The 12,400-nt window shown below is 63.8% G+C and carries 13 protein-coding genes and 1 pseudogene; 6 read left to right on the top strand and 8 right to left on the bottom strand.

Features of this window, described 5'->3' with window-relative positions:
* Positions 1 to 146 precede the first annotated feature (146 nt).
* The 3 genes from dgcA to J4P02_RS05145 form a co-directional block, all read right to left on the bottom strand.
* Entirely contained in the window at positions 147 to 2,207 is a 2,061-nt protein-coding gene (gene dgcA, locus J4P02_RS05155) for a dimethylglycine demethylation protein DgcA (RefSeq protein ID WP_426188426.1), read from the bottom strand.
* A 14-nt stretch (positions 2,208 to 2,221) separates the two neighbouring features.
* On the bottom strand, positions 2,222 to 2,752 hold the full coding sequence (locus tag J4P02_RS05150) for a DUF5943 domain-containing protein (RefSeq protein ID WP_426188424.1): 531 nt from the start codon (positions 2,750 to 2,752) through the stop codon (positions 2,222 to 2,224).
* A 78-nt stretch (positions 2,753 to 2,830) separates the two neighbouring features.
* Positions 2,831 to 3,808 carry a dipeptidase gene (locus tag J4P02_RS05145; RefSeq protein ID WP_426188422.1) on the bottom strand — a complete coding sequence of 326 codons (978 nt, stop codon included), beginning with the start codon at positions 3,806 to 3,808 and terminating at the stop codon, positions 2,831 to 2,833.
* A 248-nt stretch (positions 3,809 to 4,056) separates the two neighbouring features.
* Here J4P02_RS05145 and J4P02_RS05140 point away from each other — a divergent pair, with 248 nt between their 5' ends.
* Complete coding sequence (locus tag J4P02_RS05140) at positions 4,057 to 4,458, top strand: lysozyme inhibitor LprI family protein (protein WP_426188420.1); 402 nt, start codon at positions 4,057 to 4,059, stop codon at positions 4,456 to 4,458.
* A 108-nt stretch (positions 4,459 to 4,566) separates the two neighbouring features.
* Here the strand turns inward: J4P02_RS05140 and J4P02_RS05135 are convergent, their stop codons facing one another.
* The 3 genes from J4P02_RS05135 to J4P02_RS05125 all read right to left on the bottom strand — a co-directional run bounded on the left by J4P02_RS05135 (position 4,567) and on the right by J4P02_RS05125 (position 6,817).
* Positions 4,567 to 4,917, bottom strand: a complete 351-nt coding sequence (locus J4P02_RS05135) for a hydroxyisourate hydrolase (RefSeq protein ID WP_426188418.1) — start codon at positions 4,915 to 4,917, stop codon at positions 4,567 to 4,569.
* A complete protein-coding gene (locus J4P02_RS05130) occupies positions 4,914 to 5,423 on the bottom strand; it encodes a deaminase (protein ID WP_426188416.1) in 510 nt (169 codons plus the stop codon). Before J4P02_RS05130 ends, J4P02_RS05135 begins: the two co-directional genes overlap by 4 nt.
* 62 nt (positions 5,424 to 5,485) lie before the next feature.
* Positions 5,486 to 6,817 carry a nucleobase:cation symporter-2 family protein gene (locus tag J4P02_RS05125; protein ID WP_426188414.1) on the bottom strand — a complete coding sequence of 444 codons (1,332 nt, stop codon included), beginning with the start codon at positions 6,815 to 6,817 and terminating at the stop codon, positions 5,486 to 5,488.
* Between the two features lie 176 nt (positions 6,818 to 6,993).
* Here J4P02_RS05125 and J4P02_RS05120 point away from each other — a divergent pair, with 176 nt between their 5' ends.
* From J4P02_RS05120 to J4P02_RS05105, 4 genes and pseudogenes are all read left to right on the top strand, one after another.
* Entirely contained in the window at positions 6,994 to 7,908 is a 915-nt protein-coding gene (locus J4P02_RS05120) for a LysR family transcriptional regulator (RefSeq protein ID WP_426188412.1), read from the top strand.
* A gap of 99 nt (positions 7,909 to 8,007) precedes the next feature.
* Positions 8,008 to 8,262 (top strand): annotated as a pseudogene (locus J4P02_RS05115) (type II toxin-antitoxin system RelE family toxin).
* Entirely contained in the window at positions 8,246 to 8,569 is a 324-nt protein-coding gene (locus J4P02_RS05110) for a helix-turn-helix domain-containing protein (protein WP_426188410.1), read from the top strand. Before J4P02_RS05115 ends, J4P02_RS05110 begins: the two are co-directional and overlap by 17 nt.
* Positions 8,570 to 8,603: 34 nt before the next feature.
* Entirely contained in the window at positions 8,604 to 9,020 is a 417-nt protein-coding gene (locus J4P02_RS05105; protein ID WP_426188408.1) for a DUF3010 family protein, read from the top strand.
* Positions 9,021 to 9,032: 12 nt separating this feature from the next.
* On the opposite strand, the gene J4P02_RS05100 is transcribed toward J4P02_RS05105, so the two are convergent.
* Both J4P02_RS05100 and J4P02_RS05095 read right to left on the bottom strand, forming a co-directional pair.
* On the bottom strand, positions 9,033 to 10,208 hold the full coding sequence (locus J4P02_RS05100) for an AAA family ATPase (RefSeq protein ID WP_426188406.1): 1,176 nt from the start codon (positions 10,206 to 10,208) through the stop codon (positions 9,033 to 9,035).
* A gap of 68 nt (positions 10,209 to 10,276) precedes the next feature.
* A complete protein-coding gene (locus J4P02_RS05095; protein WP_426188404.1) occupies positions 10,277 to 11,236 on the bottom strand; it encodes a GlxA family transcriptional regulator in 960 nt (319 codons plus the stop codon).
* A 193-nt stretch (positions 11,237 to 11,429) separates the two neighbouring features.
* On the opposite strand from J4P02_RS05095, the gene J4P02_RS05090 reads away from it, so the two are divergent.
* Positions 11,430 to 12,374 carry a choline ABC transporter substrate-binding protein gene (locus J4P02_RS05090; protein ID WP_426188402.1) on the top strand — a complete coding sequence of 315 codons (945 nt, stop codon included), beginning with the start codon at positions 11,430 to 11,432 and terminating at the stop codon, positions 12,372 to 12,374.
* The last annotated feature ends 26 nt before the right edge of the window (positions 12,375 to 12,400 follow it).

The following is a 12,400-nucleotide window of genomic DNA, read 5'->3' as shown; positions in this document are numbered from 1 at the left end:
AGCTTGCTCCCGCTGGGCCGGGAAGCGGCCCCAAACTGGGTAATCGAGATCCATCGGTGGACCTCGGTGAACGGTTTGGGAGTGCTACGCACTCCAGCGGGAGCAAGCTCCCTCGCTACGGCAAGCCGGCTCCTACAGGAAGTGGCTTAGAAGTCCTTGCACAGGCGCAGTGCGTCGTAGATGGCGGCATGGGTGTTGCGCTGGGACACGCAGTCGCCGATGCGGAACAGCAGGTAGCCCTCCCCCGCTTCGCCGAGGCAAGGCTGCGGCTTGATCGCGAACAGCGCCTCGACGTCCATCTGGCCCTTGTTGCGCGAACCCTCCTTGAGCCCGTAGTACAGCTCTTCGTCGGGGCGCACGCCGTTCTCCACCACCACCTGGTCCACCACCCGCTCTTCCCGGGCGCCGGTGTATTCGTTCTCCAGCACCGCCACCAGCTTGTCGCCTTCGCGGTAGACCTTCTCCAGGGTCAGGTCCCCGGTCATGATCACTTCCTTGGGGTACAGGCTGCGGTAGTAGGTGGGGAACGAGGTGCCGCCCACGGCAATGCCCGGCTTGATGTCGTCGGTGACGATCTCCACCTGCGAGCCCTTGTCGGCAATGAAGTCGGTGACCGACATGCCGGTGAATTCGCAGATGGTGTCGTACACCAGTACGTTCTTGCCCGGCGCCACCTTGCCGTCGAGGATGTCCCAGCTGCTGACCACCAGCCCTTCGGCGGCGCCCCAGTGTTCGTTCTGCTCGATGAAGGGATGACCGCCCACCGCCAGCACCACCACATCGGGGCGCAGGTCGAGGATGGTGGCGCTATCCGCCGCGGTGCCCAGGCGCAGGTCGACTTTCAGCCGCGCCAGCTCCAGCTGGTACCAGCGGGTGATGCCGGCGATCTGGTCCCGTTGCGGCGCCTTGGAGGCGGTGGTGATCTGCCCGCCAATGGCCTCTTTCTTCTCGAACAGGGTCACCTCGTGGCCGCGCTCGGCCGCCACACGGGCAGCCTCCATGCCGGCCGGGCCGGCACCGACCACCACCACCTTGCGCTTGATGCCGGTGGTTTTCTCGATGATGTGCGGCACCCCCATGTATTCACGGGAGGTGGCGGCGTTCTGGATGCACAGCACGTCCAGGCCCTGGTACTGGCGGTCGATGCAGTAGTTGGCGCCGACGCACTGCTTGATCTGGTCGATCTGGCCCATCTTGATCTTGGCGATCAGGTGCGGGTCGGCCATATGGGCGCGGGTCATGCCCACCATGTCGACATAACCGCCTTCGAGAATCCGCGTGGCCTGGTTCGGGTCCTTGATGTTCTGCGCGTGCAGCACCGGCACCTTGACCACTTCCTTGATGCCCGCCGCCAGGTGCAGGAACGGCTCCGGCGGGAAGCTCATGTTGGGGATCACGTTGGCCAGGGTGTTGTGGGTGTCGCAGCCCGAACCCACCACGCCAAGGAAGTCCAGCATGCCGGTGTCGTCGTAGTACTTGGCGATCTGCTTCATGTCCTCGTGGGACAGGCCATCCGGGTGGAATTCATCGCCGCAGATGCGCATGCCGACGCAGAAATCGTCGCCGACCTCGGCGCGCACCGCCTTGAGCACTTCCAGGCCGAAACGCATGCGCTTCTCGAAGGTGCCGCCCCATTCGTCGGTCCGTTTGTTGACCCGCGGGCTCCAGAACTGGTCGATCATGTGCTGGTGCACCGCCGACAGCTCCACCCCGTCCAGGCCGCCGGCCTTGGCCCGGCGCGCGGCCTGGGCGTAGTTGCCGATCACCCGCCAGATCTCTTCCGGCTCGATGGTCTTGCAGGTGGCGCGGTGCACCGGTTCACGCACCCCGGACGGCGACATCAGGGTCGGCCAGTTGAAGCCGTCCCAGCGTGAACGCCGGCCCATGTGGGTAATCTGGATCATGATCTTGGCGCCATGCTTGTGCATGGCGTCGGCCAGGTTCTGGAAATGCGGAATGATCCGGTCGGTGGACAGGTTCACCGAGCTCCACCATTCCTGGGGGCTGTCGATGGCCACCACCGAGGAACCGCCGCAGATCGCCAGGCCGATGCCGCCCTTGGCCTTTTCCTCGTAGTACTTCACGTAGCGCTCGGTGGTCATGCCGCCGTCGGTGGCGTAGACCTCGGCGTGGGCGGTACTGAGCACGCGGTTGCGGATGGTCAGTTTGCCGATCTGGATCGGCTGGAACATCGCTTCGAAAGCCATTTTCTCAACTCCGCTTACAAGGGTTTGACGACGAACAGACCATCGTCGTGACCTTCTTCGGAACCACCGTAGAGCTGCTCGGCCACGGTGCGAATCTTGCTGCCGCGAGCGGCCAGGATCTGGTCCATGGCCCCGGCGAACCAGCCGGTGAACATGTAGTCCACCTTGCGCCCGACCTTGCCGTACACATAGACAAAGGCCGAGTGCTCGAGCTTGACGCTGGCGGTGCCTTTGTCCAGGTCGATGTCCTGGATCTTGAACAGGCCCCAGCCGCGCTGGGACAGGCGCTTCATGTAGTGCTCGAACACCGCCACGCCTTCCAGGCCATGGCATTCGGCTTCTTTCTCACACCAGTGCCAGGCGGACTTGTAACCGGCCTTGTAGAGGATTTCGGCATAGGCCTCGGCACCCAGTACTTCCTCGATGCCCATGTGGTTGTTGACGAAGAAATGCCGTGGCACGTAGAGCATCGGCAGGGCGTCGGAAGTCCAGACACCGGTTTCGCTGTCGACTTCGATAGGCAATTGCGGGGCGATCTTGGCCATGGAAACGTGACTCCAGATATTCAGTGAATGCCCCTGCGCGAACGGCAGGGGGAAATCGGATAAGGGGGCTGGAGAGGCTTACTCGCCCCAGACGTCCTTGAGGACATTGACCCAGTTCTCGCCCATGATCTTGCGCACCACGCGCTCGCTGTGGCCGCGCTTGAGCAGGGTCTCGGTCAGGTTGGGGAACTCGCCCACGGTGCGGATGCCCAGCGGGTTGATGATCTTGCCGAAGTTGGTCAGGCGCCGAGCGTAGCCCTTGTCGTGGGTCAGGTACTCGAAGAAGTCCTGGCCATGGCCCTGGGTGAAGTCGGTGCCGATGCCGATGGAGTCTTCACCGACGATATTCATGGTGTATTCGATGGCTTCGGCGTAGTCGTCGATGGTGGAGTCGATGCCCTTGGCCAGGAACGGCGCGAACATGGTCACGCCAACAAAACCGCCATGGTCTGCAATGAACTTCAGCTCGGCATCGGACTTGTTGCGCGGGTGCTCCTTGAGCCCCGACGGCAGACAGTGGGAATAGCAGACCGGCTTCTTCGATTCGAGGATCACTTCCTCGGAGGTCTTGGAGCCGACATGGGACAGGTCGCACATCACCCCGGCGCGGTTCATCTCGGCGACGATCTCGCGACCGAAGCCCGAGAGCCCGCCATCACGCTCGTAGCAGCCGGTGCCCACCAGGTTCTGGGTGTTGTAGCACATCTGCACAATGCCCACGCCCAACTGCTTGAACACCTCGACATAGCCGATCTGGTCTTCGAAGGCATGGGCATTCTGGAAGCCGAAGAGGATGCCGGTCTTGCCCAGTTCCTTGGCCTTGCGGATGTCGGCGGTGGTGCGCACGGGCATCACCAGGTCGCTGTTGTCGCGGATCAGCTTCTGGCTTGCGGCGATGTTGTTGACCGTGGCCTGGAAGCCTTCCCAGACCGACACCGTGCAGTTGGCTGCGGTCAGGCCGCCCTTGCGCATGTCTTCGAACAGCTCGCGGTTCCACTTGGCAATGATCAGCCCGTCGATAACGATGCTGTCGGCGTGTAATTCGGCTGGGCTCATCAGGCTGTCCCCTTTATTGGCGATTCATGCGCCGAATCGTCTGCCGGCGCTTTGGGGCCAGCATATGCCTGAGCACCGGGGCGCCTCGGTGCAAAAACGACAGGGGGTTTGCCGAAAGCGTCAAGCGCCGACAAAGGGCCGTGAACCGAGCACGACCGGGCAGCGGCGGCCACTATTCTTTGCCTCGGGCTTGCGCCAGAATTCGCGGCTTTAATCAACTGTTTCACTGGATTAGGGGCGGCGCTGCAATGAAACCGATCTTCCTCGCCTTGCTACTGCTGGCGACGGGCGCACAGGCGGCCGAAGAGGCCGACAACACCCCCTGCGACGGCGTCGAAAACGACGTGCAGACCCTGGAGTGCGCGACCTACAACAGGACCACCGCCGAGCAGTTGCTGGGCGATAACGTGCAAAGCCTGCTGGAACGCTTGGGCACCCTGTACGCCAACGACAAGGCGCAACTGGCGGATATCAGCGCCAAGGTGCGCAATGCCCAGCAGTCGTGGCAGAAACAGCGCGATGCCGACTGCGCGCTGGAGGTCTTTCCGGCCAAACCCGGCAGCAAGGCCTACAACATTGCCAATAACGACTGCCTGGCGCGGATGAGCGATGAACGCTCGGAATTCATCGAGTCCATCGCCCAGGAATGACCCTCTGCCCGTAGCAGCGGACTTGCCCGCGAACAGCCCCCTGCTTGACCCCAGGAGCTTCGCGAGCAAGCTCGCTCCTACAGAAAAGCAGGGGCAAAGTCCGTCGGCTCAGGCGCCGCCGCGAAAGCAGGAGACGCCCCAGGCGGTGAGCTTGAACGGCAGATGGTAGTGCTGGCGCGGGTCGTCCAGGCCGAAGCGGTACAGCAGCACATCGAGAAAGGGCACCGCCGGTAGCGCCTGGCCCAGCTCACGATAGAAGCTCGCCACTTCCAGCTCCACTTCGTAAACGCCCTGCTCGAAGCGTGCCGCCAGCCCGCTTAATTCCCGCAGCAGACCATCGCCGGCTATCCGACCGGCACACAGCCACTCCCCACCCAGGGGCCGGACCCGCACCGGCAGGCCTTCGGCCACCTGGCCGCTGGCCACATCCACCACATGGATGGAAACCCCGGCGTTCACTTCCAGAACCCCTGGTGCGCCCGGGCCGCTTCCTCTTCCAGCATCGGCCCGAAGACCGGGATCTGCCGCTGCCCCCGGGCGAACACTTCACGGCATGGTAGGGAAAAGGTCGGGTTCTCCGGGTGATCACCGGTCAGCCCCAGCAGCGCATGTTCCGACAGGGCGTAGACCACCCGGCCGATGCCGGTCCAGTAGATGGCCCCGGCGCACATGCAGCAGGGCTCGGCGCTGGTGTACAGGGTGCAGCGCGCCAGCTCCTCGGGCCCCAGCAGCCTGGCGGCCAGGGCAGCGGCGGCCAGCTCGGCGTGCTGGGTTGGGTCGCCTTCAGGGGGCATGGAATTGTTGCCGGCACTGGCGATGACCTTGCCGTCGCGGTCGGCCACCAGGGCAGCGAACGGATGGCGGCCGCGGGCCTTGGCCGCTTCGGCCAGCTCGATGCTCTGGCGCAGCAGTTGCAGGTCCAGTTCACTGACACCGGCAGGTACAAGGGAAGAGAAATGGGTCATGTCGACCTCCTTATGGGTTTGCACAACAAGCCCGCCCCGGCAACGGGGCGGAGGAAAGGCGCTCAGTCGTTGAGCTCGGCGGTGTGCCCAAGCCCTTCGCGGGTATCGGAATTGAGCAGCAGGTTGAGCACGATGGCGGTGATCGCACCCAGGAAGATGCCGCTTTCCAGCACCAGCTTGAGGGCACCACCGGCGTGGGCGAACAAGGCCGGAAAGGACATCGGCAAGACTCCGACGCTCACCGACACCGCGACGATGATGCCGTTGCGGGTGCCTTCGAAGGTCACCCGCGACAGCTCCTGAATGCCGGCCACGGTGGTCATGCCGAACATCACGATGGCGCAGCCGCCCAGCACCGGAGTCGGCACCGCGGCAATCAGCGCGCCGAGCTTGGGAAACAGGCCCATCAGCACCATGATCGCCCCCGCCGCTGCCACCACGAAGCGGCTGCGCACATTGGAAAGGGCAATCAGCCCGGTGTTCTGGGTAAAGGCGTTGTAGGGAAAGCTGTTGCACAGGCCACCGAGCAGGGTGGACAGGCCGTCGGCGCGAAAGGCATCGCCGAGAGTGCGCTGGGTGGCCGGCTTGCCGGTGAGCTTGCCGATGGCCAGGCAGTTGCCGGTGGTCTCGGCCATGATCACCAGCATTGCCAGGGTCATCACCAGGGTCGGCATCAGGGAGAACTGCGGCCTGCCGAACGCCATGGGCGGGCTCAGCTCGAACCAGGCCGCACTGCCCACCTGGCTGAAGTGGGTCATGCCGAAGGCGGCGGCGATCAGACTGCCCAGCAGCAGGCCGATCAGCACGCTGAGGTTGCCGATAAACCCGGAGAACTTGGCATAGATCACCAGGGTCACCGCCACCGTGGCCAGCCCCAGCAACAGGTTGGCCGGGGCGCCGAAATTCTCCGCCGCCGGGTTGCCGCCCCCGAGCCAGATGGCCGCGGCCGGCATCAGCGAGATGCCGATGATGGTGATCAGGCTGCCGATCACCACCGGCGGAAAGAACCGCAACAGGCGGCTGAACACCGGCGCCAGGGCGATGGTTATGGCCCCGGCGGCGATCACCGCGCCAAACACCTCGGTCAGGCCGAATTCCTTGCCGATCATGATCATCGGCGCCAGGGCGATGAACGAGCAGCCCTGGATCATCGGCAGACGGGCGCCAAAGCGCCAGAAACCCAGGGTCTGGATCAGGGTGGCGAGCCCCGAGGTCAGCAGGTTGGCGTTGATCAGCAACACCACCTGGGCGGCGCTCAACCCCAGGGCGCTACCGAGAATCAGCGGCACCGCCACGGCGCCGGCGTACATCACCAGCACATGCTGCAGGCCGAAGGTGAAGAGCTGGCGCAAGGGCAAGATTTCATCCACCGGATGAACGGGATCGGGGCTCATGTCGTGTGTCTCCTGAAAAATCAGCTGTAGTTGTTGTTCTGGCAGGTTTCCGGGGCAAATCCCCGGGCAGGAAGTACGAACGCTGGAGCGGATAATCTGTGCTTGAATACGATGAAACAAATGAGCAGCCATCGCTTTAAACGATGGATCAGGCCACCCACCCGGGATGCACACCCATGCGCTTTTCACTGGATCAATTGCAGATGTTCGTGCAGGCCGCGCAGACCGGCTCGTTCTCGGCCGCGGCGCGCAAGCTGGGCAAGACCCAGTCCACGGTCAGCGTGGCGATTGCCAACCTGGAAGCGGACCTGGGGGTGGAGTTGTTTGACCGCAGCACTCGCAGCCCGCAACTGACCGCCACCGGGCAGAAGATGCTGTTGCAGGCCGAAGCGGTACTGGAGCGTTGCCTGACCTTGCAAGCCAGCGCCGATTGCCTGGCCGAGGCGGTGGAACCGCGCCTGGCGATCGTCATCGAGACGCCCTACGGCCCCTTGATGCCGGTGCTACGGGAATTCGAACAGGCCTTTCCCTATGTCGACCTGCTGATCCGCCACCCGCTGTCCGGGGATGCCAGCGAGCTGGTGACCCGCGGCGAGGCGGCGCTGGGCATCGCCTTCTCCCAGCCCGGCTACCCCCAGGAACTGGAGTTCCAGCAGCTGGGCAAGCTGATCATGTTGCACGTCTGCCACCCGGATCACCCCTTGGCGCAGCTGGACAACGTGACCTTCGACGACCTGCATGTGCACCGGCGCCTGGCCTTCAGCGCCCATGCCGACAAGCTGCCCAGCAGCGAGTACCTGCGCGCCACCCAGCTGTGGCGGGCGGAAAACTACCTGGCACTGCTGGAAATGGTGCGCGCGGGCCTGGGCTGGGCCACCCTGCCGCGGCAGCTGATCCAGCGCGAACTGGCCAAGGGCGAACTGGTGGAACTGCAATTGGGCGCCTACCCCCACACCGACTGGCTGGTGGGGGTGGACCTGCTCTGGGCCCGGCAGCGGGTGATGGGCAAGGCCGAGCGCTGGCTCAAGGAACGCCTGCTCAAGCACAAGGTGTACGAGGTGGACCGGCGCGGGCAATCGACCACCTGGTAAAGCCGGCACAGGCAACAAAGGGATAAGGTTGTGCCGTTGGCGGCGGGGAAAATATAAGCAAGGATTAGAAATACTTATAAAAGACTTATATAGTCCACCATGAACGAGATCCTCTGGAGTAGAAAAGCGGTCAAGCAGTTGCTGCGCTTGCACAGCGAGCATCGGGGGCAGATTCGCGACGCCGTCGCCCTGCTGGCCGACATGCCCATCAGCAGCAACGTCAGGCCCCTGTCCGGCCATGCCTACGCCTATCGCCTGCGGGTCGGCCAGTACCGCGTACTGTTCGACTAGGACGGGGCCATCCATATCGTCAGTGTTCAAGAGGTCAAGAAACGTGATGAACGCACCTACTGACATCCAAATCATCCATGGTCCGGACGGCAAGCCGGCGTTCGTGGTGATTCCCTACGCACAATACGTCGCGCGGCACCAGGAGCCCGACCTGATTCCCCATGCCGTGGTCAGTCGCATCGTCGACGGCGCCACACCGATCCGTGCCTGGCGCGAGCATCTGCAACTGACCCAGGACGAAGTCGCCAAGCGCTTGGGGATCTCCCAGCCGGCCTTCGCCCAGCAGGAAAGCGTGGCCCGGCCGCGCAAGAGCACCCGGGAAAGAATCGCCGCAGCCTTCGGCATTCGCGCCGAGCAGTTGCAGCTGTAAGCTGTGCCCCAGTCACTTTTGGAAAGGGTTCTACATGAGCATCTGCGGTATCGAGATCAAGGGCAGCGAAGCCATCTTCGCCCTGGCCACCCTGCAAGACGGTGCGCCGCAACACCTGGCGCTGAACATCAAGAAAATCGCCTTGGACGACGACGATGAGGCGAGCAACGTGCGCAGCTTCGCCGCCCAGGTCGCGGCCTTTGTCCGGGAACAGGGCATCAGCCGCATCGCCATCAAGAAGCGCAGCAAGAAAGGCGAATTCGCCGGCGGCCCCACCACCTTCAAGATCGAAGGCGTGCTGCAACTGCTGGAGCATTGCGAAGTGACCCTGGTGTCGCCCCAGACCCTCAGCGCCCAGCACAAGAAACATGCCTACGAGCTGCCGGCGAGCCTCAACAAGTACCAGCACGAAGCCTACAAGGCCGCCTGCGCCGCCCTGCTCAAGAAGTAACCCTGGGGCCTGCTAGCGGCGGCCTCGGTAGTGCTGCAGCCAGTCGGCCAACGAGTTGTCCTCCAGGGCATAGGCGCCACGGCTGGATTTCCACACCAGCTCCTTTTCCCGCAGGGCATCGATGCACGCCTGCACCGTCTGGGTGCCGGGCTGTGCATCGCTGCCCATGGCCCGCATGGCCTTGGCCACCGCCGCTAGGGTGTCATCGGTGAAGGGCGCGAAAGGCAGGTTGTGCAGCGAACGCTCGACCATCACTTCCAGTACTGCGCGCTGGGATAGGGTCAAGCCGTTCCAGGCGCTTTCGAACTCGCTCCAGACTCCGGCCCGGAGGATCTCCGCACTGTTGCGCAACAACTCGTCGAGCTGGCTGGCCTCGCCCAATTCCAGGGCCACCTGGCCAATGACGCTGCGGAGCATTTCCGGGCGCCGCCCCACCCATTCGAACGCCTGGTCCAGATCATCGGCATTGAATTGGTTGGTGGAGGCCAGATGGGCATTCAGGTGGGCCGTATAGGCCTTGGTGAAATCCCGCCCCAGCAGCGGAAACGCAGTGATGCTGGAGCCGAAGAACGGCTGGTTGCGGTTGAGCACCAGGTGCGCCAGCTTGTCCCGATTGGAACCGGTGAACACCAGGTGCAGGCCGCCGGTATCCTGGCCCCGGCCCTGGTTGAGCTGGTCGCGGGCGGCCTTGAGGGCAAACATGGCGTTGAGCCCGGCCTCGGAGCTCAGGGCATGCTGGGCTTCGTCGATCACCAGCACCACGGTCTTGCCCGCCGCGCTGTGCAACAGTTCCAGGGCCTGGGTCAGGGTCGCGCCCTCGGGCAGCTGGGACTTGCTGAAATCCCAGGACAGGGTGCGTAGAAAGCTCAGTTTCTCCACCCCCAACGACTTGGCCAGCTTGCGGATACCCTTCTCGAAAGGCACCAGGGCCTCGGCGATAGCGGCGGCGATCAGCTCGGCAGGGTCTCTTTCGCGATTGGCCCAGAGGTCGACATAGACCGCCAGCCAGCCCCGCTGCCGGCACTCGGGCAACAGGTCCTCGCGCAGGAAAGTGCTCTTGCCGGTGCGCCGAGGCGCGGCGAGGAACAGCCCCGAGCTGTAGTCCTGGAGGCCAACCCCTACCAGACCATCGGCAATACTGAGCGCCAGGGCCGGCCGGCGAAAGACGAAACCGCTGCTTTTCGACATGGTTTTATACTCAATTATTGCCACGACTATAATTTATAGTCACGAGTATAATTAGCTATAAAACCCTGTCAAACCAGCTCGCGCCCCCCGCCCAACTGGCGCCGGTCTTCCCGTGGGCAGTGGCTGAAACGCGCACGATAACTGCGGGTGAAATAGGACGGCGACTCGAAACCGCAAGCGATGCTCACCTCCAGCACGCTCATGTCGGTCTGGCGCAGCAGCTGCCGGGCCTTCTCCAGGCGCAGGCCCAGGTAGAAGTTGCTCGGGGTGTCATTCAGGTGCAGGCGAAACAGCCGTTCAAGCTGGCGTCGGGTGACCTTGATCGATTCGGCCAGGGCCAGGGTGCTCAGGGGCGGTTCGCTGTGCTGCTCCATCTCGCCAATCACCTGCACCAGCTTCTTGTTGTTAATGCCGTAGCGGGTGGCGACTTCCATGCGCTGGTGATCCTTGCGCGGGCGGATGCGCCCCAGCACGAACTGCTCGCTGACCTGGATCGCCAGCTGCGGGCCGTGGGCCTGGGCGATCAGGTCGAGCATCATGTCGATGGACGCCGTGCCACCGGCACAGGTGATGCGCCGGCGGTCGATCTCGAACAGTTCCTGGGTCACCCCGAGCTGTGGGTAGGACTCCTTGAAGGCCTCGATGGCCTCCCAGTGCAGGGTCACCCGATGCCCTTCCAGCAGGCCGCTCTCGGCGAGAATCACGCTGCCGGTGTCGATGCCGCCGAGGATCACCCCTTCCCCATCCAGCCGCCGCAGCCAGTGCTCCAGGGCCGGGGTGAGGAACTTCAACGGCTCGAAGCCGGCCACCACCCACAGGGTCGCGCCCTTCTTCAACGGCTCCAGGGCCGCGTCGACATTCACCGACATGCCATTGCTGGCCAGCACCGGGCCGCCATCGGCGCTGAGCACATGCCAGCGGTACAGCTCGCCGCGAAAGCGATTGGCCACCCGCAAGGGCTCGATGGCGGAGATAAAGCCAATGGCGGAAAAACCCGGCATCAGCAGGAAATAGAAGTCCTGGGACATGCAACGCACTCCGGCGACAACCCGCGTGGGCCCTGTGATACGCCAAATGCCCAAGCCTCACAAGGGCCAGGTCGCTGCAGTGCAAGACTCGGTCGCCGCTGTGCGTTTTCCGCCTCCAGGCCCTGCGTACCTTGGCATCACCCGCGCATCAAGACGCCGGGGCCGACAATAACGACCTGCCGAGGGAACCACCATGAAACGACTGATCAGCAGCTGTGTTCTTGCTCTAAGTGGTAGCGTTTTTCTGAGTTCGGGGGCTGTCGCCGCCGACGCCGCCAGTTGTCAGAATGTGCGCCTGGGGGTGGTCAACTGGACCGACGTGATCGCCACCAGTGCCATGACCCAGGTACTGCTCGACGGCCTCGGCTACAAGACCAAGCAGACCAGCGCCTCGCAGCAGATCATCTTCGCCGGCATCCGCGACCAGCGCCTGGACCTGTTCCTGGGCTACTGGAACCCGCTGATGACCCAGACCATCACCCCCTTCGTCGACGCCAAGCAGGTCAAGGTGCTGGCCGAACCCAGCCTCAAGGACGCCCGCGCCACCCTGGCCGTGCCCAGCTACCTGGCGGACCAGGGTTTGAAAACTTTCGCCGATATCAGCAAGTTCGAGAAACAGCTGGGGGGCAAGATCTACGGCATCGAGCCCGGCTCCGGGGCCAATACCCAGATCAAGGAAATGATCGCCAAGAACCAGTTCGGCCTGGGCAAGTTCCAGCTGGTGGAGTCCAGCGAGGCCGGCATGCTCTCGGCGGTGGCGCGGGCGGTGAAGCGCAACGAGGCGATCGTGTTCTTCGGTTGGGCGCCGCACCCGATGAACGTCAATATCAAGATGACCTACCTCAACGGCAGCGACGACGCCCTGGGCCCGAACGAGGGCCAGGCCACGGTGTGGACCGTCACTGCGCCCAGCTACGCCGAGCAGTGCCCGAACGTGCATCGGTTGCTGAGCAACCTGACCTTCAGCGCCGACGACGAGAGCCGCATGATGCAGCCGCTGCTGGATCACAAGGACGCCCTGGAATCCGCCCGGCAGTGGCTCAAGGATCACCCGCAAGACAAACAGCGCTGGCTTGAAGGGGTCACCACCTTCGATGGCAAGCCAGCTGCCGAACACCTGCAACTGACCCGCCAGTAAACCTCAGCCACGCCAAGCGCAGCCCG

Origin of the sequence: Pseudomonas sp. NFXW11 (assembly GCF_049887815.1) — a bacterium.
Taxonomy (GTDB): domain Bacteria; phylum Pseudomonadota; class Gammaproteobacteria; order Pseudomonadales; family Pseudomonadaceae; genus Aquipseudomonas.
The sequence above is the reverse complement of the archived record's forward strand: the minus strand, read 5'-3'. Positions and strand labels throughout refer to the sequence as shown.